Origin of the sequence: Streptomyces sp. I05A-00742 (assembly GCF_013055795.1) — a bacterium.
Taxonomy (GTDB): Bacteria; Actinomycetota; Actinomycetes; order Streptomycetales; family Streptomycetaceae; genus Streptomyces.
The window spans coordinates 1-20,919 of record NZ_JABETO010000062.1 but is presented as its reverse complement, the minus strand read 5'-3'; the positions used below and the strand labels follow the sequence as shown (position 1 = coordinate 20,919).

Sequence of the window (20,919 nt, the reverse complement as noted above, 5' to 3'; positions counted from 1 at the left end):
GCCTTCAAGGAGGGGTGCGCCCCTCCTGACCCGCCGCTCTAGTACCCGCGCGGGCGCCCGTCCCGCGTGCCCGGCGGCAGCGCCGGCAGCTGGCCGCCGCGCTGCGGGCGCCCCTGCGCGGGGTAGCCGTCCCAGGCTCCCGACCAGCCGGACTGGCCGGGGTAGGGGGAGTGGCCGGTGAGCTGGCCGTAGTAGCCCTGCCCCGGGCCGTTGCCGTACCCCTGCTGCTGGGGGCCGAAGCCCTTGAAGCCCAGCTCCTCCTCGCCCGCCCGGTCACCCGGGAGCGTCCGGAAGGCCCGGCGGTACTCGGAGCAGAGGGCGTCGTAGATCGGGGTCACCGAGTCGGTGCGGCTCCGGTCGGCGTCGCGGGGTGGCCGCATGCCGGGGATGTAGTTCTGGTACGAGGTCCGGGAAGCGGGTTCGTAAGAGTACACATCCCTGCCAACGACCCCGCGCCGCTTCGGATGCGGGCCGGACGGCGACGGGTTCCGCGGGACCCGGGGTGAAAAGGGGTGCGCCGGGTGCACAGTGGGGCGCACGCCGTCGATCATGTGCCTGCGAGAGGCATGGCCGCGCCCACCAGCCGGCCGGACGCCGCGGCGCGGTCCAGCGCCTCGCGGAGCAGGTCCTCGCGCGGCTGCTGGCCGATCGTGCCGACCGGGGCCGCGTAGACCAGCACCCGTCCCGTCTTGTTGACGGCCGACCGCCACTCCTCCGCGACCTGCATCGCCTGGTGCGCCTGCCACCAGGCGACCGGCGGACCCCCCGCGACGTTCGGCTGGAGGACGGCGTGCAGCTTGCCCGTCACCAGCAGCACCGACCAGCCGGGGCTGGTGTCGGGCAGCTGGTCGATGGCGGTCACCGGGGCGAAACCCTGCTCGTTGAGCAGCTCCAGGAAGACATCCACGGGCCCGGTGGTGCCCGGGCGGGCGATGGGGACGAGCGGTTCGACGACGAGCGCGGGCTGCACGTCGCCGTTGATCAGGAGCAGACCGCTGGTGACCCCCAGCTCGGCCTGGAGCGGTACGTCGCCCGAGGGCTGCTGCCCCTGCTGCCCGGCGTCGCCGCCCGTGATGGACCGCACCGCCCCCTGCAGCTGCTCCTCGGAGACCGGCACCACCTGCGAGGGGATGCAGGAGGCGTGCGCGAAGGCCAGGACGGCCGTCTCGTCGCCGACGAAGAGCACCGTGCTGGTGCGCTCCCGCTCACTGTTGCCGGGGGTGCGGCAGGAGGTGCAGTCGTACGTGCCCGGGGCGTTGTCGCCCCCGAGCAGTCGGTCCGCTTCTTCGTCGCCGATCTCGGCGCGTACTTCGTCGCTGACGTCGAGCATGCGAGGCACGGGGGGCTCCTCGAACTTCCGGTGCGGTTGCGCGCGCGCCGGGCGGTTCCCGGCTCGTCACGAAGACAACGGACGACGCGCGGCCGGGGTCACGCCCTGTGCCGCGGCGCTTCACGGCATCGGGAACCGTGGCCGGAAACGGGCGGTCGCGTCATGGAATGCTCACTGTTCCGCGCACGAGTTGATGATCGGGGTCAACCTCCTGATCGTCAGTACGGTCTAATCTTCAGGAGGCGGGCCACCAGGCGCGCACACCGGCTGCGGGGACGAATGCACATCTCATTCCTGATTCACAATGCCTACGGCATCGGCGGCACGATCCGCACCACGTACAACCTGGCGGGGACGCTCGCCGAGCAGCACGACGTGGAGATCGTCTCGGTGTTCCGTCACCGGGACGAGCCCGTCTTCGCGCCCTCCGGCAAGGTGCGGCTGCGCCACCTCGTGGATCTGCGCAAGGGCAGCCCCGGGTACGAGGGCGACGACCCGGAGTACGAGCGCCCGGCGACCGTCTTCCCCGCCACCGAGGGCCGTTACAAGCAGTACAGCGCCCTCACCGACCGGCGCATCGCCGACCACCTCCGCGGCCTGGACTGCGACGTGGTCGTGGGCACCCGCCCGGGCCTCAATGTGCACATCGCCCAGCAGGCCCGCCGCGGCATCGCCCGCGTCGGCCAGGAGCACCTGACGCTGAGCACGCACTCCTCCCCGCTCAAGCTGACCCTGCGCACCCACTACCCGCGGCTCGACGCCGTCACCACCGTCACCGAGGCGGACGCCGCGACCTACCGCAAGCTGATGCGGCTGCCCGGGGTGCGCGTCGAGGCCGTCCCCAACAGCATCCCCGCCCCGGTGGTCACCCCCGCCGACTCCACCGGCAAGTGGGTCGTCGCCGCCGGCCGGCTCGCCCCCGCCAAGCGGTACGACGTGCTGATCCGCGCCTTCGGCAAGGTCGTCGCCGAGCGCCCGGACTGGCGGCTGCGGATCTACGGGGGCGGTGCCGAGAAGGCCAAGCTGCGGGCCCTCATCGACAAGCTCGGCCTCTACAACCACGTCTTCCTCATGGGTCCCGCCAACCCCCTGGACCCGGAGTGGGTGAAGGGCTCCATCGGGGCCGTCACCTCCAGCCTGGAGTCCTTCGGGATGACGATCGTCGAGGCGATGCGCTGCGGCCTGCCCGTGGTCGCCACGGACTGCCCGCACGGCCCCGCCGAGATCATCGACAACGGTGTCGACGGCCTGCTGGTGCCGGTCGGCAAGACCGACGCGATCGCCGCCGGGCTGCTGAAGCTCATCGAGGACGACGAACTGCGCCGCCGGATGGGCCGGGCCGCCCTGGAGAACTCGGCCCGCTTCGACCCCGCCGAGATCGCCGGCCGTTACGAGAACCTCTTCGCCGGCCTCACCGGCCGCGGCGCCCTGCGCGACTCCCTGCACCGCACCCGCGGCGCCCTGCTCAGCGGCGCCCTGCGGACCAAGGACGCCGTCCGCCCCGCCCTGCGCAGGGTGCGTGCCGCATGACGCCTTCCCCGACCCCCGCCGGACCCGCGAACGCGGGCTCGCCCGTACCCGAGGAGTTCACCATCGTGTCTGCCGCGCCGCGCGCCGACTGCATCGCGGATTCCGCGGGCGGACTCACCTTCGACCTCGACGCCCCCGAGGGGGCCGACGCCTCCGGCCACTGGTCGGCGGCGCTGGTGCTGCTCCGCCGGGGCGGCAACGCCGTCGAGAACGCCGACGATGAGGTCCGCCTGCCGCTCACCCCCAACGGCGACGGCCGGCTGCGCGCCGTGCTGCCGAGCACCGTCCCGCTGCCCGAGGGCCGCTGGGACGTGCACATGGACGTCGGCGAGGCGGACCTCCAGCGGCTGCTGCCCGGCCTCGCCGATCTGCGCTCGCTGGTCGACCGCCGGCCCGGCCCCAGCACCTCGCCGCTGGCCGTGCGCATCCCCTACACCACGAAGCACGGCAACCTCTCGCTGCGCAGCTGGCAGCGCGCCCCGCACGCCGAGGCGGGCGACCTCGGGCTCGACGCCAAGGGCATCACGGTCCACGGCACCCTGCACCGCGTCGAGGACCCCGCCGAGTGGCTGGCCGGCGCCGTCGTCGAGGCGCGCTGCCGCCGGGACCCCGGGCTGGTGCGCACGGCGCCGGTCGAGGCGACGGGCGCGGGCTTCGTCTTCACCCTCGCCCATCAGGAGCTCTGCGAGGACTGGGAGGGCGGGCCGGACGCCTGGGACCTGTGGCTGCGCCGCACCGACGGCTCCGGGGAGGCCCGGGTGGCCCGGCTGCTGGACGATGTCGCGGACAAGAAGCCGATCTTCGTCTATCCCGCGCAGCCGGTCGACGCCCCCTACGCGCCTGCCCAGGTCGCGCCGTACTACACCGCCGACAACGATCTCGCGATCCGTGTCGACGAGCGGCCACCGGTGAAGTAGGGGACCCCGCCCGGCCCCTCCGCCCCGCACGCGGGACTACCCCGCCGGATCGATGCCGACCTGCGCCGGTGTCCGGCTCGCCGTCTCCGGGTGGTGGAGGTCGAAGGCCGGCGACTCGGAGCGGATCCGGGGCATGGTCACGAAGTTGTGGCGGGGCGGCGGGCAGGAGGTGGCCCACTCCAGGGAGCGGCCGAAGCCCCAGGGGTCCTCCACCTCGACCCGCCGCCCGTACCGCGCCGTCTTCCAGATGTTGTGGAGGAACGGCAGTGTCGACAGGCCCAGCAGGAACGACCCGATGGTGGAGACGGTGTTGAGCGCGGTGAAGCCGTCGACCGAGAGGTAGTCGGAGTAGCGGCGCGGCATGCCCTCGGCGCCGAGCCAGTGCTGGACGAGGAAGGTGCCGTGGAAGCCGGCGAACAGCGTCCAGAAGTGGATCTTCGCCAGCCGTTCGTCGAGCATCTTGCCGGTGAACTTGGGCCACCAGAAGTAGAAGCCGGCGAACATGGCGAACACCACGGTCCCGAAGACCACGTAGTGGAAGTGGGCGACCACGAAGTAACTGTCCGTCACATGGAAGTCCAGCGGCGGCGAGGCGAGGATGACGCCGGTGAGCCCGCCGAACAGGAAGCTCACCAGGAAGCCGACGGCCCACAGCATCGGTGACTCGAAGGACAGCGACCCCTGCCACATGGTGCCGATCCAGTTGAAGAACTTCACCCCGGTCGGCACCGCGATCAGGAACGACAGCAGCGAGAAGAAGGGCAGCAGCACCGCGCCGGTCGCGAACATGTGGTGCGCCCAGACGACCACCGACAGGGCCGTGATGGCCATGGTCGCGCCGATCAGCATGGTGTAGCCGAAGATCGGCTTCCGGGAGAAGACCGGGATGATCTCCGTGATGATGCCGAAGAACGGCAGGGCGATGATGTAGACCTCGGGGTGGCCGAAGAACCAGAACAGGTGCTGCCACAGCAGCGTCCCGCCGAACGGTGCCTCGAAGACCACCGCGCCGTACCGCCGGTCGGCCTCCAGGCAGAGCAGCGCGGCGGCCAGCACCGGGAAGGCCAGCAGGACCAGGATCGAGGTGAACAGCACGTTCCAGGTGAAGACCGGCATCCGGAACATGGTCATCCCGGGGGCGCGCATACAGATGATCGTCGTCAGGAAGTTGACCGCGCCGAGGATGGTGCCGAAGCCCGAGAGGGCGAGCCCCATGATCCACAGGTCGGGGCCCACGCCGGGGGAGTAGGAGCCGCTGTTCAGCGGGGCGTAGGCGGTCCAGCCGAAGGAGGCGCCGCCCCCGGGCGTCAGCAGGCCGCTCACGACCATCAGCCCGCCGAAGAGGTACAGCCAGTAGGCGAGCATGTTGAGCCGGGGGAACGCCACGTCCGGCGAGCCGATCTGGAGCGGCATGATCGCGTTGGCGAAGCCCGCGAAGGCCGGTGTCGCGAAGAGCAGCAGCATGATGGTGCCGTGGGCGGTGAACGCCTGGTTGTACTGCTCGTTGCTCAGGATCTGGAGCCCCGGGCGGGCCAGCTCGGCGCGCATCACCAGGGCCAGCAGCCCGGCCGCCAGGAAGAAGCCGAACGAGGTGATCAGGTAGAGACTGCCGATCTTCTTGTGATCGGTGGTGGTCAGCCAGTCCACCACGACCGCTCCGGGTCCCCGCTCCCGTTCCGGGACGGTCTCCCGCGCGGTGTCGGTCTCCATCCGTGCCCCCTCGCTCTCGGCCCGTACGGCCCGTCCCGCACCCGGGGGCCACCCCGGGGCACCCGCCATGATGCTCGCCGTGCGGTGATCGCGCGAGGGTGCCTCGCCGGGCGTCCGCGATCATCCGGAATTAAATATTCCGGAGCATAGGAGGAAACGAGCGGCCGATTCCGGGCTGTGCGGCCGCAAGGTCCGGGGAATTCTTTTACCGCCGGTAATCCCTGCGGGAGTTCCGGAGGGGCGGAGGCGGCTCCCGGAGGACGCGTGAATTCCTCACCGGTTCTCCGCGCCGCCTCCGGGAGGTGAACGGGCGGCCGGAATAGGACCCGGCCGAGTGACGCGCGTTACGGTAAACGCGGCTCCCGATTTCTGTGACACAAGCGTGACCCGTGGGCGGGGGCCGGGGTCCGGCGGCGGCCGCGCGGGCGTACGGTGGCGGCATGGTGCCGCTGCCGAACCTGCCCCAGGACCCCGACGACGACCCCGAGGCGTACGTCGGCCTCGACGCCGGACGGGCGGAGGCCCGCGCGCGGTCGCGGGGCTGGTCGACCGTCCGTGCGCTGCCGCCCGGTGCGGTGATCACGCTGGAGTATGTGGTGGGGCGGCTCAACTTCGAGGTGGCGGACGGGACCGTACGGCGCTGCTGGAAGGGCTGAGCGGGCCGTGTGACGTGCGAAGGGCCGCCCCGGAGCTCCGGGGCGGCCCTTCTGTGCGTGGTACGGGTGGTTCAGCCGACGGCGCGGCCGCGGCCCGCGGCCGGACCCAGCGGCGCGGTGCGCGGCGTCCGGTCGGAGTGCGGCGGTCTGCGGCTGCCGGCCGGGGTGACCGGGGTCCGCTCCGAGCGGGCGGTGTGCGGCCGGGCCGCCGCCCGCGGGCGGCTCTCCGCCGACCGTCCGGCCCGGCTTCCGCTGCCCACCGGCTCGAGGGCCGGGGGTGCGTCGTCGGCCGGCGGGCGGGGTGCCCACAGGCCCACCGGCGCCGTGGCACCGGCCGGGACCAGGGCGGCGTGGGAGCGCAGCCGGGCCCAGGCGGCCAGCAGCCAGGACTCGGCACGGGCCATCAGCGGCTCGAACCAGGGCAGGGCCAGCAGGACCAGCAGGCCGGCGGTCCAGCCGAGGGTCACGTCGCTCATCCAGTGCGTACCGAGGTAGACCGTCGTCATGCCGACGCCGAGCGCCAGCACGGCGGCGCTCACGGAGGCGATCCTGCGGGCCCGCGGCGTGGTGGCCAGGTAGGCGAGCACGCCCCAGGTGACGACCGCGTTGGCGGTGTGGCCCGAGGGGAATATGTCGCCTCCGGCGAACATCTCGTTCGAGCCGATCACGGTGGCGTAGTGCGGCCCGAGGCGCCCCATCCCTATCTTCGCGGCGCCGACGGTGGCGTTGAGCAGCAGCAGCGACGTGCCCAGCACCAGCAGTGGCCGCAGCGTCCGGCGGCGGTACGCGCACCAGCCCAGCCAGGCCGCCACGGCGACGGCCGTCGGCCCGCGCTGGCCCAGGACCACGAAGTAGTCGAGGAACGTATGGATCTCGGGCCACTGCTTGTACGGCCGGAAGAGCATGACCTGCCAGTCGAAACGCACCGGCCAGGACGTGGTCAGCACACCGACCACGATCGCCGCGTACACCACGGAGGTCGCCACGAAGATCCCCAGGCGGGTCCGGGTCATCCGTGGGCGCGGGGTCTCGGTCGGGCGCTCCTCCGCTGGGACGAGCTCGTCGTTGGTACGCACTCAATGGACGTTACATTGCGTGATGGGAGGGTCCGGCCGATCGCGCCGCTTTGTGATGACGATGTGATGTGGAATGCGTCTCAAACACGACTTTCGGCACGTTTGATACGGCGGATCCGGAACGGCGTCCCGAGAAATAAGAAACACTTAAAGGAAAGCTTGCCGGGCGGCAGTCGAGTGCGCGGAACATCCTTTCATGATGTGTGTGCGGATGTTTATCGGCGGGCAGCGGGGGAGTTCTTCCGTGCTTTCCCGCGCGCCCCGGCAGGACCGCCGCGCGGCCGTTCGGAAAGATCGCGGCCGCGAAAGAAATGATCATGGGAAGTGATCACGGCGGGCCGGAGCCGTTCAGCCAGAACGCTCCGTAACAGGCCGCGGCCAGCGCCACCGCACCGGCCGTCGCCCCCGCGCGGGCCGTGCGCTGCCGGGCGAGGGCCGTCGCGAGCGGCAGCAGCAGGGGGAAGGCCGGCAGCATCAGCCGCGGCTTCGAGCCGAAGTAGCCCTTCGCGGTCAGGGCGAGCAGCAGCACCGTCCCCGAGTAGACGAGCAGCGGAAGCGGCTGCCCCTGCCGTATCCCGGTCACATACAGCAGGATCACCAGCGCCACGCCCATCAGCAGTCCCAGCCCGACCGGCCAGGCCGCGCCCGTGAACCGCTCCGCGACGAAGGTGCCGAACGCCACACCGCCGTCGAAGCCGTTGCCCCAGCCGCCCTGTACGTCCAGGTAGCCGGTCGGGCTCCCGGTCCGCACCCCGACCCAGACGACGTACGCGAGCCAGCCCAGCGGGGCCAGCAGCACCCCGAGCAGCATCCGCCCCACGCCGTCCGGCCGGGGGCCCGGCCGCCGGCGCGCCCGCAGCAGGGCCACGGCCGCCGTCACCCACACGGCGGCGACGACCGCGGCGCCCACCGGCCGGGTCAGCCCGGCCAGCGCGGCGAAGGTCCCCGCCCAGACCCAGCGGCCGGTCAGGACCGCGTACACCCCCCAGGCGGCCAGCGCCGTGAACAGCGACTCCGAGTAGGCCATGGACTGCACGACGCCCACCGGCAGGGCCGCCCACAGCACCACCAGCGCGACGCCCGCCCGGCGGCCGTGCAGCCGCTCGCCCACGGCGAAGATCCCCCCGGCCGCGCAGAGCGAGGCGACCGCGCTGACCAGCAGGCCCGCGTCCGCCGCCGACAGCGGCAGAACACCGGACAGCACCCGCTCCAGCCAGGGGAGCAGCGGGAAGAACGCCAGGTCGGAGTGGACCTTCCCGCCGGCCAGCTCCAGCGTGTAGCCGTAGCCGTCCTCCGCTATCCGGGAGTACCAGACCGAGTCCCAGCGCCCCGACAGCAGGTGGTGCGCGCCCTTGCCCGTCGCCGTCCCCCACAGGACCAGGACCACGGCCCCCAGGGCCCGTACCGCCGCGTACGCCAGCAGCGCGGGCGCGGCACGGCGCAGCGCGCCCGGGACGGCGCGGCCGGGGCGGGCCGTGCCGTCGGTGCGTATGCCGGAGGGGGAGGCGAGTTCGGTCACCGGCCGATTGTCCAGCATCCGCGCCGGTGACCGTGAACGCGGCCGGGGCGGAGTTGCCACCTGTGACCTGCCGGGACTCGCGTACGCTGTCGTCTCACTCGTCCCCCGGCACCGCGGCCCACCGTCCCCCCACGGATCCGCGACCACGGCCGGGACCCGATACGGAGGTGGGTGAAATGTCAGGAACGGCGACGGCCCGCCCCCGGTGGGCCGCCGGTGTTCCCCGGCAGCGGCAGCGCACCGGCGGCGGGCGAGGACCCGCGGCCGGCGCCAACCGCTGGGCCGTGCTCGTCGTCCTCTGCACCAGCCTGCTCCTGGTCGCCGTGGACGGCACCGTGCTGCACGTGGCCGTCCCGGCCGTCTCCGAGGACCTCCGCCCCGGCCCGATCCAGCTGCTCTGGATCGTCGACGTCTACCCGCTCGTCTGCGCCTCCCTGCTCATCCTCTTCGGCACGCTCGGTGACCGGGTCGGCCGGCGGCGGGTGCTGCTGCTCGGGTACGGGCTGTTCGGCCTCGCCTCGGCGCTCGCCGCGTGCGCGGGACAGCCGGAGGTGCTGATCGCCGCCCGCGCGCTGCTCGGCGTCGGCGGAGCGATGATCATGCCGGCGACCCTGTCCATCCTCCGGCAGGTCTTCCCCGACCGCCGGGAGCGGGCGCTGGCCATCGGCGTCTGGAGCGCGGTCGCCGCCGTCGGCGCGGCCGCCGGGCCGCTGCTCGGCGGGTTCCTGCTCGAACACTTCTGGTGGGGATCGGTCTTCCTCATCAATCTGCCGCTGATGGCCGTGAGCCTCCCGGTCGGCCGCTGGCTGCTGCCCGAGTCGACGGGCGACGGGAACGGGCCGTGGGATGTGCTCGGCGCGTTGATGGCGGCGTTCGGGCTGTTCGGCGTGGTCCTCGGGGTGAAGCGGATCGGCGGCGCCGAGCCGCTGTCCCTGCTCACGCTGGTGCCCGCCGCCCTCGGCGCGGCCCTGCTGATCCTCTTCGTCCGCCGCCAGCGGCGGCGCGAGCACCCTCTGGTCGACCTGGCGCTGTTCGCCCGCCCCGCGTTCGGGGTGTCCGTCGGCTGCATCGTGCTGGCCATGCTGGCGCTGGTCGGCCTGGAGCTGGTCGCCGCCCAGTACCTCCAGCTCGTCCTCGGCCTCACCCCGCTGGAGACGGGGATGCGGCTGCTGCCGCTGACCCTCGCCGCGATGGCCGCGGGCCTCGCCGGCTCCCGCGTCCTGCACCGCTTCGGGCCGCGGGCCATGGTCGCCACCGGCTTCCTGCTGACGGCCGCCGCGGTCCTGGCCCTCACCGCGATGGGCCGCGAGGACCGCCCCGCCTTCCTCGTCGGCTGCTTCGTCGTCCTCGGCCTCGGCCTGGAGACCACGCTGTTCGGGGCGTACGAGTCGATGCTCGGCGAGGCCCCCGAGGCGGCGGCCGGCGGGGCGGCGGCGATCGGCGAGACGTCGTACCAGCTCGGCGCGGGCATCGGCATCGCGCTGCTCGGCAGCGTCATGAACGCGGCCTACGCGCCCGCGGTGACCGGCGCCTCCGGAGTGCCCGGCGCGGCGGGTGCCGCGGCGAGCCATTCGCTCGGCGAGGCGTACGAGGTGGCCGCCCGGCTCGGCGGCGCGCCGGGCGCCGCGCTGCGGACGGCGGCGCGGGACGCGTTCGTGCACGGGCTGCACACGACGCTCGTGGTCAGCGCGGTGATCCTGCTGGCGGGGGCGGTGGCGGCGCTGCGGCTGCCGCGGACCGCCGGGAGCGAGTAGCGGGCCCGCCGGGACGGGCCAGGGGCGTACGGCAAGATCCCCCGCTCTGGACGGAGCGGTTACCGACCCGTAGCGTCGGGGCCGAGCCGGATGACCGCACCAGGTGGAGGGGGCCATGCCCGTTACGCCCAACACGCCCGTCACGTTCGACCCACGTGACCCGCTCGGTATCGACGACCTGCTGACCGACGAGGACCGCGCCGTCCGCGCCACCATGCGGCAGTGGGCCGCCGACCGCGTCCTGCCGCACATCGCCGACTGGTACGAGCGCGGCGAGCTGCCCAACATCCGGGAGCTCGCCCGTGAGCTGGGGGCCCTGGGCGCGCTCGGGATGTCGCTCACCGGCTACGGCTGCGCCGGGGCGAGCGCCGTGCAGTACGGGCTGGCCTGCCTGGAGCTGGAGGCGGCCGACTCCGGCGTGCGGTCCCTGGTCTCCGTGCAGGGATCCCTCGCCATGTACGCCATCCACCGCTTCGGCTCCGAGGAGCAGAAGCAGCGCTGGCTGCCGTCGATGGCCTCGGGCGAGACCATCGGCTGCTTCGCGCTGACCGAGCCCGACCACGGCTCCGACCCCGCCGGGATGCGGACGTACGCCAAGCGCGGGGCCGGCGGCGACTGGGTGCTCACCGGCCGCAAGATGTGGATCACCAACGGCTCGGTGGCCGGCGTCGCCGTCGTCTGGGCGCGGACCGACGAGGGCATCCGCGGCTTCGTCGTCCCCACCGGTCTGCCGGGCTTCTCCGCCCCCGAGATCAAGCACAAGTGGTCGCTGCGCGCCTCGGTCACCAGCGAGCTCGTCCTCGACGAGGTGCGGCTGCCCGCCGACGCCGTCCTGCCGGAGGCCATTGGGCTGCGCGGGCCGCTCAGCTGTCTGAGCCACGCCCGCTACGGCATCGTCTGGGGCGCGATGGGCGCGGCCCGCGCGAGCTTCGAGGCGGCGCTGGACTACGCGCGGACCCGGGAGCAGTTCGGCAGGCCCATCGGCGGCTTCCAGCTCACCCAGGCCAAGCTGGCCGACATGGCCGTGGAGCTGCACAAGGGGATCCTGCTCGCCCACCACCTGGGGCTGCGGATGGACGCGGGACGGCTGCGGCCGGAGCAGGTGAGTTTCGGGAAGCTCAACAATGTGCGGGAGGCGATCGAGATCTGCCGCACCGCCCGGACGATCCTGGGGGCCAACGGGATCTCGCTGGAGTACCCGGTGATGCGCCACGCCACGAACCTGGAGTCGGTGCTCACCTACGAGGGGACGGTGGAGATGCACCAGTTGGTGCTGGGGAAGGCGCTGACGGGGATCGACGCGTTCCGGTAGGGCCTGCCTGTCGTCGCTTGTCGTCGAGAGGGCCCGCCCCGGCCCGGGGGGCGTGCCCCGGGTCCGTCCTCAGGCGCCGGCCGGGCCGGACGTTCCGCTCGTCCGACGCGTGAGGAGGACCGGGGTCAGCTCTGGTTGAAGAAGCCCCCGTTCGCCCGTCCCACCGGCTCCCCGTTGACCACCTTGTAGTCGGCGGGGGTCAGCAGGAAGACCCGGTTGGCGACCCGCTCGATCGAGCCGCGCAGACCGAAGGTCAGGCCGGCCGCGAAGTCCACGACCCGCTTGGCGTCGCTCGGTTCCATGGCGGTGAGGTTGACGATCACCGGGACGCCCTCACGGAACAGTTCACCGATTCCCCGGGCGTCCCGGAACCCGTCGGGGGTCACCGTGGCGATACGGGTGCCCTGTTCCTGGGCCGCCTCGTCGGCGACGCGCACTCTCGGGTTGGTCACCCAGGAGTCACCCGGCTCGGGCCCCTCGGCGTACTCGTCGTCGTAGTAGCGCTCGTCATCGCTGTCGTCGACGAGGCCAAGCCAGGCACTCGCCTTACGCACCGAACCCATGGACGCCTCCTCTCACACGCGGTGTGTTCCGCCCGCCCCTCTATGGTCGTCCATGATGCGGATGGTGTGCCAAGTGGATAGGGGCCAAGCGTGGATTTCGTGACGCATCTGGTGCAAAGCAGGTGGCGGTGCGTCAGAAACCCCGAAGCGAGCCCCCCGCGTCGGCCGTGACCGGCCGGGACCGAGCCTATGGCTAGGATGCGCCAGTTGGTCGGCACCACACGGGGGCGTTCTTGTTCGGAATCATCAGGCCATGTCGGCACCGCTTGTCGGAGGCCATGCGCACGGAGTGGATGGCCCATCTCTGCGGCCTCTGCCTGGCTTTGAGGGGAGATCACGGGCAGTTTGCCCGAATAGCGACGAACTATGACGGATTGGTGATATCCGTTCTGGTCGAGGCGCAGAGCCCGCGTTCCGCGGACACGGAGGGGTGGCGCCGGACGGCGGGACCGTGCCCGTTGCGCGGGATGCGCAAGGCGTCGGTCGCCACCGGTGAGGGCGCGCGGCTCGCCGCGTCCGTCTCCCTCGTCCTGGCCTCGGCGAAGCTGCGCGACCACGCCGACGACGGCGACGGCGTGCTGGCGCGGCGCCCGATGGCGGCAGCGGCCCGCCGGGTCGCCGCCTCCTGGGACCGTGCCGGTGCCCGTACCGGCTCCGACCTGGGCTTCGACACCGCGCTGCTGGTCGACGCGGTTGAGCGGCAGACCGGTCTGGAGGCCCTGGCCGGCCCCGGCACCCCGCTGACCGCGCTCACCGAACCGACCGAGACGGCCACCGCCACGGCCTTCGGGCACACCGCCGTCCTGGCCGGACGGCCGGAGAACCGGGCGCCGCTGGAGGAGGCGGGCCGGCTCTTCGGACGGCTCGCCCACCTGCTGGACGCGGTCGAGGACCTGGAGGCCGACGCCGAGGCAGGGGCGTGGAACCCGATCGCCGCCACGGGCGCGGACCTCGCGGACGTCCGGCGGCTGTGCGACGACGCGGCGCACGGCGTGCGGCTGGCGCTCGACGACGTCACGTTCGCGAGCAAGGCGCAGGGGCGCCTCGCCCACCTGCTGCTCGTCCACGAACTGCCGCGCGCGATCGACCGGGCGTTCGCCACGGAGGGCTGTGCCCACCACGGGCACGGGACGCGCGAGGAGTCCGGGACCCGCCATGACCACGGGCGGCAGGGCGCGTTCGGCCCGCCGCCCGTCATGCCGCCGCCCGCGCCACCGGAGCCCCCGCGCAGAGGGCGGCGGCGCGGACTGCTGGCCGGGTGCGCGGTGTGGACCGGGCTGTTCTGCACCGGCCAGGTGTGCTGCCGGGATCCGTACCACGACCCGTGGAGCGGGGAGCCCCGTGAGGGGTGGTGCCACAAGTGCGATTGCGATGACTGTAGCGACTGCTGTGATTGCTGCGACTGCTGCAACAACTGTGGCTGCTGCGGGGATGGTTGTGGGTGTGATGGCTGCGGATGTGACTGCTGAGTGAGGGGCGGGTGGGCGCTGGGACTGGAGGGGGAGTGAGTAACTGCCGGGGTTGAGGGGGTGCTTGGCGCTGTCGGTGCGGCTCGGGGTTCCGGGAAACCGGGGGTCTTTCTCACGGCCTCCACCTGTGCCTCCTTCCCCGGCCTGGGCGGATCGCCCGTATGGAAGGGTTCACCTCCATGAGCACCCCTGATGCGCACCGGCAGTGGACCGAGTGGCGCGCCCACCGCCACGAGACCGCCTCGGCCCCCTACGGGCCGCTCTCCCTCACCGCCACCCACTGGCTCGCCGACCACCCCGGCGGCCGGCTCCCCGGCGTACCCGGGCGGTGGACCGAGGCGCCGTCCGGCGACGGCGTGCTGCTCGCCGCGGGGCCGGACGACGGGCTGCTCCTCGACGGCGAGCCCTTCGCCGGCGAGGCCCGGCTGACCGCGGACGGGACGCCGGCGACGGCCAGGACCGCGCACGACGGCCGGCGGCTGGTGGTCCTGCGGCGCGAAGGGCTCTGGGCCGTCCGCGTCTTCGACCCCGGGTCGGCCGTCCGCCGGGCGTTCGCCGGGATCGACGCCTTCGACCACGACGGGCGGTGGGTGCGCCCCGGGCGGTTCCGCCCGTACGAGGCGGGGCGCTCGGTCACCGTCGAGAACGCGGACGGGCGGGAGCGGGGGCTGAGTCTGTCGGGGGAGCTGTCCTTCGAGCTGGCGGGCGAGGTGCGGGTGCTGCGGGTGGCGGCCGAGGCGGACGGGTCGCTGTGGGCGGTGTTCGCCGACGCGACGAGCGGGGTGTCCGCCTACCGGTTCCGGTTCCTGCGGACGCCGGCGCCGGACGACACGGGACGGGTGGAGGTGGACCTCAACCGCGTGGTGCTGCCGCCCTGCGCCTTCGCGGACCACTTCATCTGCCCGTTCCCGCCGCCGGGGAACGTGCTGCCGGTGGCGGTCGAGGCGGGGGAGCGGGCCGTACTGACGCGGTGAGAGGGGCTTGTCCTCTGAGGCGCTCCGGGCTTCCGGCGGTGTGCTGCTCGCCGTGCGAGGGCCCCGACGGCCCCGGACGGGCCGGTTAGGACCTTGCGCCCGTACCCGCCCTGCCCGAATACTCCCGAACCAGTGCTTGTCAGGGGCACGGCGAAAGCGGAACGCGCCGTGCCCCTTGTGGCCCCCGCTCCCTCCGAGAGGACCCAGCGTGAGGATCAAGCGCACCACCCCCCACACCGTCCCGCTCAAACGCGGCCGTGTCGTCGCCCTCGTCTCGGGGCTGCTCGCCGCCTCTGCGCTCACCGCCACCCACGCCCACGCCCACGCCGCCGCCGACGTCACGGCGGCACCGTCCGTCGCCCGGCTGTCCGCGATGGGCGGCGCGGTTCGGGACGCCGATGTCCCGGGAACCGCCTGGGTCGTCGACGAGCGGTCGCGCGAGCTGGTGGTCACCGCCGACTCGACCGTCTCCGACGAGGGCATCGCCAGGATCAGACGGGCGGCCGGTCCCGACACCGACGCGATACGCGTCGAACGCACTCCCGGCACTTTCCGGCCACTGATCTCCGGCGGTGACGCGGTCTACGCGCCCACCTGGCGCTGCTCGGCCGGGTTCAATGTCCGCAAGGGCAACACGTACTACTTCGTCACCGCAGGCCACTGCACCCAGGGCAAACCCGCGTACTACGCCGACTCCGGCCACACCAAGTCCATCGGCCCCACCACCGGCACCAACTTCCCCGGGTCCGACTACGGCATCGTGCAGTACGCCAATGGCTCGCTGCCCCACCCGAGCGCCGTCAACCTCTACAACGGCGGCTCCCAGCGCATCACCTCCGCGGCCACGCCCAAGGTCGGGCAGAGCGTCCGGCGCAGCGGCTCGACGACCGGCCTGCACGGCGGCAAGGTGACCGGCCTGAACGCCACGGTCAACTACGGCAACGGACAGGTCGTCCGCGGCCTGATCAAGACCGACGTCTGCGCGGAGCCCGGCGACAGTGGGGGCGCCCTCTTCTCCGGCACCACCGCCCTCGGCCTGACCTCCGGCGGCAGCGGCAACTGCCGCTCGGGCGGGACGACCTTCTTCCAGCCCGTCGTCGCGGCGCTCAACGCCTACGGCGTCAGCATCTTCTGATCCCGGAGGTACGGCTCAGGAGCGGGCTCCCCGGTCCCCGGTGACCGGGGGCTCGACCCGGTGTCCATGGAGGCATACCGTGGACATATCACCTGTCCTGGGACACAGGGGGCCGTGATGCTCGAAGATCTCGTGGTGGCGGCGGTGGCCGCGGCCTCCGCCGGCGCGGTGTACGTGATGGCGGCGGCCCGGGTGGTCAAGCAGTACGAGCGCGGTGTGGTGCTGCGGCTGGGCCGGCTGCGCAGTGAGGTGCGGCCACCGGGCTTCACCATGATCATTCCGGGCGTGGACCGGCTCCGCAAGGTGAATATGCAGATCGTCACCATGCCCGTCCCCGCCCAGGAGGGCATCACCCGCGACAACGTCACCGTACGGGTCGACGCGGTCGTCTACTTCAAGGTCGTCAACGCGGCCGAGGCCGTCATCCAGGTCGAGGACTACCGTTTCGCGGTCTCGCAGATGGCCCAGACCTCGCTGCGCTCCATCATCGGCAAGAGCGACCTGGACGATCTGCTGTCCAACCGGGAGAAGCTCAACCAGGGCCTGGAGCTGATGCTCGACAGCCCCGCCATCGGCTGGGGCGTGCAGATCGACCGTGTCGAGATCAAGGACGTGTCGCTGCCCGAGACGATGAAGCGCTCGATGTCGCGGCAGGCGGAGGCCGAGCGGGAACGCCGGGCCCGGGTGATCAACGCGGACGCGGAGCTGCTGGCGTCCAAGAAGCTGGCGGAGGCCGCAGCGACGATGTCCGAGCAGCCGTCCGCCCTTCAACTGCGGCTGCTCCAGACGATCGTGGCGGTGGCGGCGGAGAAGAACTCCACGCTGGTGCTGCCGTTCCCGGTGGAGCTCCTGCGGTTCCTGGAACGGGCCGGTGCCGGGGCGGGGACGGATACGGGGGCGGGAGCATCGCCCGGTGAACGGGCCGTGGAGGCGCCGCCCGTCGAGCGGGCCGTCGAAGCGGCATCGCCTGCTGAACTGCCGCCTGACGAACAGGCGGTTGAGGAACTGGCGGTTGAGGACTGGGAGGAGGAGGGCGGAGCCGGACGGGGGTGAGGCCGCCGCCTCCCGCGCGGGCACCCGGAGCGTGACGGGGGCGCACGCATGACCATGCACGCGACCGGAAGTCGCCCTTGTGCACTCCCTCCCCGGATGGGGACACTCGACTCACGACTTGGCATGGACGCGACTCCCACAGGAGACGCGCCCGTGCCGCTGTTCGTCCTCCGGACCCGGAAGGCCGCCCGCCGCCGGGGCCAACCCCCCACCTGGAGGTGCTGAGTTGAAGACCTTCCGGTTGACCGTGCGCGGTGCGCCGGCCGGTGCCGTGGCGCTGGCCGTCGTGCTCGCGGTGGTGGTGCTGGTGCCGCGGGCCCAGGCGTCTCCGGCGTCTCCGGCGGCGGAGGGCGGCAGGGCGACGGCGGGCTCGTCCCGCGGCGCCGACGCGTCGGCGCGGCTGGCCGGGGCGCGGCGGGCGCTCGACCGGCGCGTCGCGATCCCGGGGACCGCCTGGGTGACCGACCCCGGAACCCGGCGGGTCGTGGTCACCGCCGATCCCACGGTCACGGGTGCCCGGCTCGCCAGACTGAACGAGGTCGCCGCCCGGCTCGGCGACGCGGTGACGGTGCGGAGATCCACCACCCGGCTCACCCGGTTCCTCGCGGGGGGCGACGGGATCCGGGGCGGTTCCGTCCGCTGCACCCTGGGGTTCAACGTGGTCAAGGACGGCCGTCCGGCCTTCCTCACCGCGGGACACTGCGGCAAGGCCGTCGCCGAGTGGTCGGGGACCGGGGGCGGGCCGCGGGCCGCGGTCACCGAGACCTCGGTCTTCCCCGGCCACGACTACGCCCTGGCCCGGTACACCGACGGAGCCGCCCGCCGGAGCGAGGTGGCCCTGCGCGGCGGCGGGACCCGGGCCATCACCCGCGCCGGGGACGCGTACCTCGGCGAGGCCGTGCAGCGCGGCGGTTCCACGACCGGGGTGCACGCCGGCCGGGTCACGGGGCTGGACGCCACGGTCAACTACGCGGAGGGCCGGGTGACCGGGCTGATCGAGACGGACGTCTGCGCCGAGCCCGGCGACAGTGGTGGCCCGCTCTTCGACGGTGGCACCGCGCTGGGGATCACCTCGGGCGGGAGCGGCGACTGTGCCTCGGGCGGGAAGACCTACTACCAGCCGGTGCCCCGGGCGCTGCGGGCGCTGGGCGCGGGCATCGGCTGAACTCCCGGACGGCGGGCGGTCATTGCTGCCCCGTCCGGGCCATGGACGCGGCCCCCGGACACACCTCCACGGTGTCCGGGGGCCGCTGTGTGCGCGGATCCCTGCGGGCTCACGGCCCAGCGGGGATCAGAACTCGAAGACGGTGCCCTTGCTCGCCTTCATCTCGCACGGGTTGGCGAAGGTGTGCTCGTACTTGACGCGCTGGCCCTCCCAGACGCCCTCCGCCGTCACGACGAAGGGGTTCCACTCCTTGGTGCAGGCCGTGCCGGACTTCACCTTGGTGATGTCCGCGAAGTTGCCGTTCACGGACCGCAGTTGGTCGCAGGCGCCGCGGGCGTCGGGGTGGGTACCGCTTGCCTTGGGCATGCAGTTGAGGGTCACGGCGCGCTGAACTCCTGCGGAAGCCGCCTTGTCGCCCTGGCCCACGGTGAGTACCAGTGCCGAGGGCGCGTACAGGCTCTGCTGGGCGGCGGGTGCGGGCGCGGGCGAAGCGCTTGCGGTGGCCCCGGCCCCCACCAGGCTGCCCAGGATCAACGCTGATCCGAGGGCGATCCCCCCAGTGATGTACCGCATTGCGAACACTCCCTTGTTCGTGGGTTTTTGAGAACGAGCCGCAGTCTGTCCCACTCCTGAGCATGAACGCACATGGATCGATCGCTTTCAGTCGCTGGTTGAAAGCGGTGTGTAGTGGCGTGTTCTCGCTGTTCACGGAGGGGTGGGAGGGGCTCCGTATGCGATCGGGGTGCCGCAGGGCGTCCGGTCTGGAGGGGAATGGGCGATTTAATGTTTCAGGAGTATTGACCTGCGGTGATTCCTTGCCATCGTTGATCAAACATTAAATAGCCCTTGGAAACGGTGGATTGATGCCCACTCGTGGCGATGATTCGGGAGTTCAGGGCGGAAGGTTTGGCTCCGGGGAGGGTCCGGCCGAAAACAGGGCCGGCGGGGGCGGTGGGAGGATTCCGGACGGCCCGGGGGTGGCCCAGCAATGACCGAAGAGCTGCCATCCCGACCGTCTGGTATGCCGGTTCAGGTCACTCGAACGTCGTTTTCCGTTCTCTGTCGACCTTGTTCTGTCTCTTGGTGGTCGCCTTCCGTTCATGGAAGATCGCACCCACCCAGGTGACCGCCGCCCCGGCCACCGCCCAGGCGGAGAGCACCAGAAGGGGGCAGGTCAGGGCGTTGCCCCCGAAGTAGGCGAGGGAGCGGGCCGACCAGGTGCCGGCGCCGGGCGGGAGCGCCGGGCCGATCGCCCGCCAGAAGGGCGGCAGCAGGGGATAGGGGTAGGCGCCGCCCGCGCTCGGGTTGCCGAGGACGACGACGATCGCGATGGCCAGTCCGATGCCGATGACGCCCGCCAGGCTCTGGAGGGCCAGGGTGAGCGCCCCCACGGCGAAGACCACCAGCGTCCCCAGCCCCCACAGCGGGGCGACGCCGGCTGGCAGCGCGTCCAGGACGGGGCCCGCGATGACCGCGCCGAGCAGCCCCGCGGCGGCCGAGTAGACGGCGAGGGCGGCCAGCCGGAGGGCGGCGCGATGGCGGTTGGCGGGGCGGGCGCCGGCGCTGATGGCGAGGATCGCGGCGCACAGGTACCCGCCCACGCACCAGCCCACCACCAGGTAGAACGAGGTCAGGCCGCGGGAGTCGCCGGCCGCCGCCGGGGCGACGTCGACGGTCCGCACCGACCGCTTCTCGGTGGCCTCGGCCCGGGTGACGACCGCTTCGGTGGTCTGGGCGAGCGAGGCGCCCGCGCCGCTCGCGACGAGCAGGGTGTCGGTCGTGCCGCGCGGGTCGACCACCAGGGCCGCGTCCAGGTCGCGCTCGCGCAGCTCGCGCTCGGCCGTCGCCCGGTCGGCCGTGACGCGCGGGTCCAGGGGACCGCCCGGCAGCCGGTCCAGCCGGTCCACCAGGGAACCGGCCGCCTGCCGGGGCGCGACCACGCCCAGCCGGATGTCCCGCGGCTCCGGGTGGTGGAAGGCCCCCACGTAGGAGGCGATGAAGGCCAGCTGGAGCACCAGGACGCCGGTCACCAGGAGGGCGGCGCGGCCGGTCACCGCGTCGCGCATCTCCCGGACGAATGAGCTCATGCCCCTGAGCCTGCGGGGTGCGGAGGGGCGGCGCAGGTGGGGCGGGCCGATCGGGGGAGCCGCGGAGTGCGGTGCCGTTCGCGTGTTCGTACGAATGTTCGATGAGTGGTCTATGGTGGAGGAGGAAGGGCGGAAATCGGCCAGGGGGACATGACGGGCGGAACGGCAGGAGGTGCGATGACTGCTCGTTCGGCGTTCCCGCCGGACCCGGACCCGGCGCCGTCGCCGGGACGTCCCGCGCGCCCGGGAGCCCCGGCGCGCCGGCGGTCCGCTGCCGCCCCGGCCTTCACGCACCTGCACACCGCCTCGGGCTTCTCGGCGCGGTACGGCGCCTCGCACCCCGAACGGCTGGCCGAACGGGCCGCCGAGCGCGGCATGGACGCGCTCGCCCTCACCGACCGCGACACCCTCGCCGGCGCCGTCCGGTTCGCCCGCGCGACCGCCGCCGCCGGGGTGCGCCCGCTGTTCGGCGTCGACCTGGCCGTACGGGGCCCGGAGCCCGCGCCGGGGGAGACCGTCCGCCGCCGCACCCCCGTACGCGGCGGGGCGTTCGTCGACGAGTCCGCGCCCCGCGCGGTCTTCCTCGCCCGCGACGGCGCGCTCGGCTGGGCCGCGCTGTGCGGCCTGGTCACCGCCGCCCACGCCGGGCACGCGGGCCCGCACGGACGG

At 72.9% G+C, this 20,919-nt stretch carries 19 protein-coding genes; 11 read left to right on the top strand and 8 right to left on the bottom strand.

What is annotated here, in order from left to right:
* Positions 1–38 precede the first annotated feature (38 nt).
* Positions 39–380: a hypothetical protein gene (locus tag HN013_RS30795; RefSeq protein WP_171172090.1), complete on the bottom strand. Its 342-nt coding sequence runs from the start codon at positions 378–380 to the stop codon at positions 39–41.
* Positions 381–547: 167 nt separating this feature from the next.
* On the bottom strand, positions 548–1,339 hold the full coding sequence (locus HN013_RS30790; RefSeq protein ID WP_171172088.1) for a hypothetical protein: 792 nt from the start codon (positions 1,337–1,339) through the stop codon (positions 548–550).
* 270 nt (positions 1,340–1,609) lie between these two features.
* On the opposite strand from HN013_RS30790, the gene HN013_RS30785 reads away from it, so the two are divergent.
* Positions 1,610–2,860, top strand: a complete 1,251-nt coding sequence (locus tag HN013_RS30785) for a glycosyltransferase family 4 protein (RefSeq protein ID WP_171172086.1) — start codon at positions 1,610–1,612, stop codon at positions 2,858–2,860.
* Positions 2,857–3,777: a hypothetical protein gene (locus HN013_RS30780; RefSeq protein WP_171172084.1), complete on the top strand. Its 921-nt coding sequence runs from the start codon at positions 2,857–2,859 to the stop codon at positions 3,775–3,777. The genes HN013_RS30785 and HN013_RS30780 overlap by 4 nt, the downstream gene beginning before the upstream one ends.
* Positions 3,778–3,813: 36 nt before the next feature.
* Here HN013_RS30780 and ctaD read toward each other — a convergent pair whose 3' ends face one another.
* A complete protein-coding gene (gene ctaD / locus HN013_RS30775; RefSeq protein ID WP_171172082.1) occupies positions 3,814–5,487 on the bottom strand; it encodes a cytochrome c oxidase subunit I in 1,674 nt (557 codons plus the stop codon).
* A 440-nt stretch (positions 5,488–5,927) separates the two neighbouring features.
* Here ctaD and HN013_RS30770 point away from each other — a divergent pair, with 440 nt between their 5' ends.
* Entirely contained in the window at positions 5,928–6,143 is a 216-nt protein-coding gene (locus tag HN013_RS30770) for an I78 family peptidase inhibitor (protein ID WP_171172080.1), read from the top strand.
* A gap of 71 nt (positions 6,144–6,214) precedes the next feature.
* On the opposite strand, the gene HN013_RS30765 is transcribed toward HN013_RS30770, so the two are convergent.
* Complete coding sequence (locus tag HN013_RS30765) at positions 6,215–7,219, bottom strand: phosphatase PAP2 family protein (protein ID WP_171172079.1); 1,005 nt, start codon at positions 7,217–7,219, stop codon at positions 6,215–6,217.
* A gap of 328 nt (positions 7,220–7,547) precedes the next feature.
* A complete protein-coding gene (locus HN013_RS30760) occupies positions 7,548–8,756 on the bottom strand; it encodes a mannosyltransferase family protein (RefSeq protein ID WP_171172076.1) in 1,209 nt (402 codons plus the stop codon).
* Positions 8,757–8,914: 158 nt separating this feature from the next.
* Here HN013_RS30760 and HN013_RS30755 point away from each other — a divergent pair, with 158 nt between their 5' ends.
* Both HN013_RS30755 and HN013_RS30750 read left to right on the top strand, forming a co-directional pair.
* Positions 8,915–10,492, top strand: coding sequence for an MFS transporter (locus HN013_RS30755; protein ID WP_171172074.1), 1,578 nt, complete (start codon positions 8,915–8,917; stop codon positions 10,490–10,492).
* Positions 10,493–10,607: 115 nt separating this feature from the next.
* The gene (locus tag HN013_RS30750; RefSeq protein ID WP_171172072.1) at positions 10,608–11,804 is read left to right on the top strand and encodes an acyl-CoA dehydrogenase family protein; all 1,197 of its coding nucleotides are present in this window, start codon (positions 10,608–10,610) and stop codon (positions 11,802–11,804) included.
* A 125-nt stretch (positions 11,805–11,929) separates the two neighbouring features.
* Here the strand turns inward: HN013_RS30750 and HN013_RS30745 are convergent, their stop codons facing one another.
* On the bottom strand, positions 11,930–12,367 hold the full coding sequence (locus tag HN013_RS30745; protein ID WP_171172070.1) for a cell division protein SepF: 438 nt from the start codon (positions 12,365–12,367) through the stop codon (positions 11,930–11,932).
* 233 nt (positions 12,368–12,600) lie between these two features.
* Between HN013_RS30745 and HN013_RS30740 the strand changes: the two genes are divergently transcribed.
* From HN013_RS30740 to HN013_RS30720, 5 genes are all read left to right on the top strand, one after another.
* Entirely contained in the window at positions 12,601–13,836 is a 1,236-nt protein-coding gene (locus HN013_RS30740; protein ID WP_171172069.1) for a DUF5685 family protein, read from the top strand.
* A gap of 179 nt (positions 13,837–14,015) precedes the next feature.
* On the top strand, positions 14,016–14,810 hold the full coding sequence (locus HN013_RS30735; protein ID WP_171172067.1) for a DUF1684 domain-containing protein: 795 nt from the start codon (positions 14,016–14,018) through the stop codon (positions 14,808–14,810).
* A 208-nt stretch (positions 14,811–15,018) separates the two neighbouring features.
* Complete coding sequence (locus HN013_RS30730; protein WP_171172065.1) at positions 15,019–15,945, top strand: trypsin-like serine protease; 927 nt, start codon at positions 15,019–15,021, stop codon at positions 15,943–15,945.
* Positions 15,946–16,062: 117 nt separating this feature from the next.
* Positions 16,063–16,998, top strand: coding sequence for a slipin family protein (locus HN013_RS30725; RefSeq protein ID WP_171172064.1), 936 nt, complete (start codon positions 16,063–16,065; stop codon positions 16,996–16,998).
* Between the two features lie 226 nt (positions 16,999–17,224).
* Positions 17,225–18,163: a S1 family peptidase gene (locus HN013_RS30720; RefSeq protein WP_249375634.1), complete on the top strand. Its 939-nt coding sequence runs from the start codon at positions 17,225–17,227 to the stop codon at positions 18,161–18,163.
* 126 nt (positions 18,164–18,289) lie between these two features.
* Here the strand turns inward: HN013_RS30720 and HN013_RS30715 are convergent, their stop codons facing one another.
* Positions 18,290–18,736 carry a subtilase-type protease inhibitor gene (locus tag HN013_RS30715; RefSeq protein WP_171172060.1) on the bottom strand — a complete coding sequence of 149 codons (447 nt, stop codon included), beginning with the start codon at positions 18,734–18,736 and terminating at the stop codon, positions 18,290–18,292.
* Positions 18,737–19,197: 461 nt separating this feature from the next.
* Positions 19,198–20,250, bottom strand: coding sequence for a DUF3533 domain-containing protein (locus HN013_RS30710; RefSeq protein ID WP_249375632.1), 1,053 nt, complete (start codon positions 20,248–20,250; stop codon positions 19,198–19,200).
* Between the two features lie 177 nt (positions 20,251–20,427).
* Between HN013_RS30710 and HN013_RS30705 the strand changes: the two genes are divergently transcribed.
* The coding region (locus tag HN013_RS30705; RefSeq protein WP_249375631.1) for a PHP domain-containing protein at positions 20,428–20,919 on the top strand (492 nt) is incomplete at its 3' end.

Coding starts and splice junctions, on each gene's coding strand:
- HN013_RS30725 (WP_171172064.1), top strand. CDS start 16,063: ATGCTCGAAGATCTCGTGGTGGCGGCGGTGGCCGCGGCCTCCGCCGGC.
- HN013_RS30780 (WP_171172084.1), top strand. CDS start 2,857: ATGACGCCTTCCCCGACCCCCGCCGGACCCGCGAACGCGGGCTCGCCC.
- HN013_RS30745 (WP_171172070.1), bottom strand. CDS start 12,367: ATGGGTTCGGTGCGTAAGGCGAGTGCCTGGCTTGGCCTCGTCGACGAC.
- HN013_RS30795 (WP_171172090.1), bottom strand. CDS start 380: ATGCGGCCACCCCGCGACGCCGACCGGAGCCGCACCGACTCGGTGACC.
- HN013_RS30710 (WP_249375632.1), bottom strand. CDS start 20,250: ATGAGCTCATTCGTCCGGGAGATGCGCGACGCGGTGACCGGCCGCGCC.
- HN013_RS30735 (WP_171172067.1), top strand. CDS start 14,016: ATGAGCACCCCTGATGCGCACCGGCAGTGGACCGAGTGGCGCGCCCAC.
- HN013_RS30785 (WP_171172086.1), top strand. CDS start 1,610: ATGCACATCTCATTCCTGATTCACAATGCCTACGGCATCGGCGGCACG.
- HN013_RS30715 (WP_171172060.1), bottom strand. CDS start 18,736: ATGCGGTACATCACTGGGGGGATCGCCCTCGGATCAGCGTTGATCCTG.
- HN013_RS30770 (WP_171172080.1), top strand. CDS start 5,928: ATGGTGCCGCTGCCGAACCTGCCCCAGGACCCCGACGACGACCCCGAG.
- HN013_RS30750 (WP_171172072.1), top strand. CDS start 10,608: ATGCCCGTTACGCCCAACACGCCCGTCACGTTCGACCCACGTGACCCG.
- ctaD (WP_171172082.1), bottom strand. CDS start 5,487: ATGGAGACCGACACCGCGCGGGAGACCGTCCCGGAACGGGAGCGGGGA.
- HN013_RS30760 (WP_171172076.1), bottom strand. CDS start 8,756: ATGCTGGACAATCGGCCGGTGACCGAACTCGCCTCCCCCTCCGGCATA.
- HN013_RS30755 (WP_171172074.1), top strand. CDS start 8,915: ATGTCAGGAACGGCGACGGCCCGCCCCCGGTGGGCCGCCGGTGTTCCC.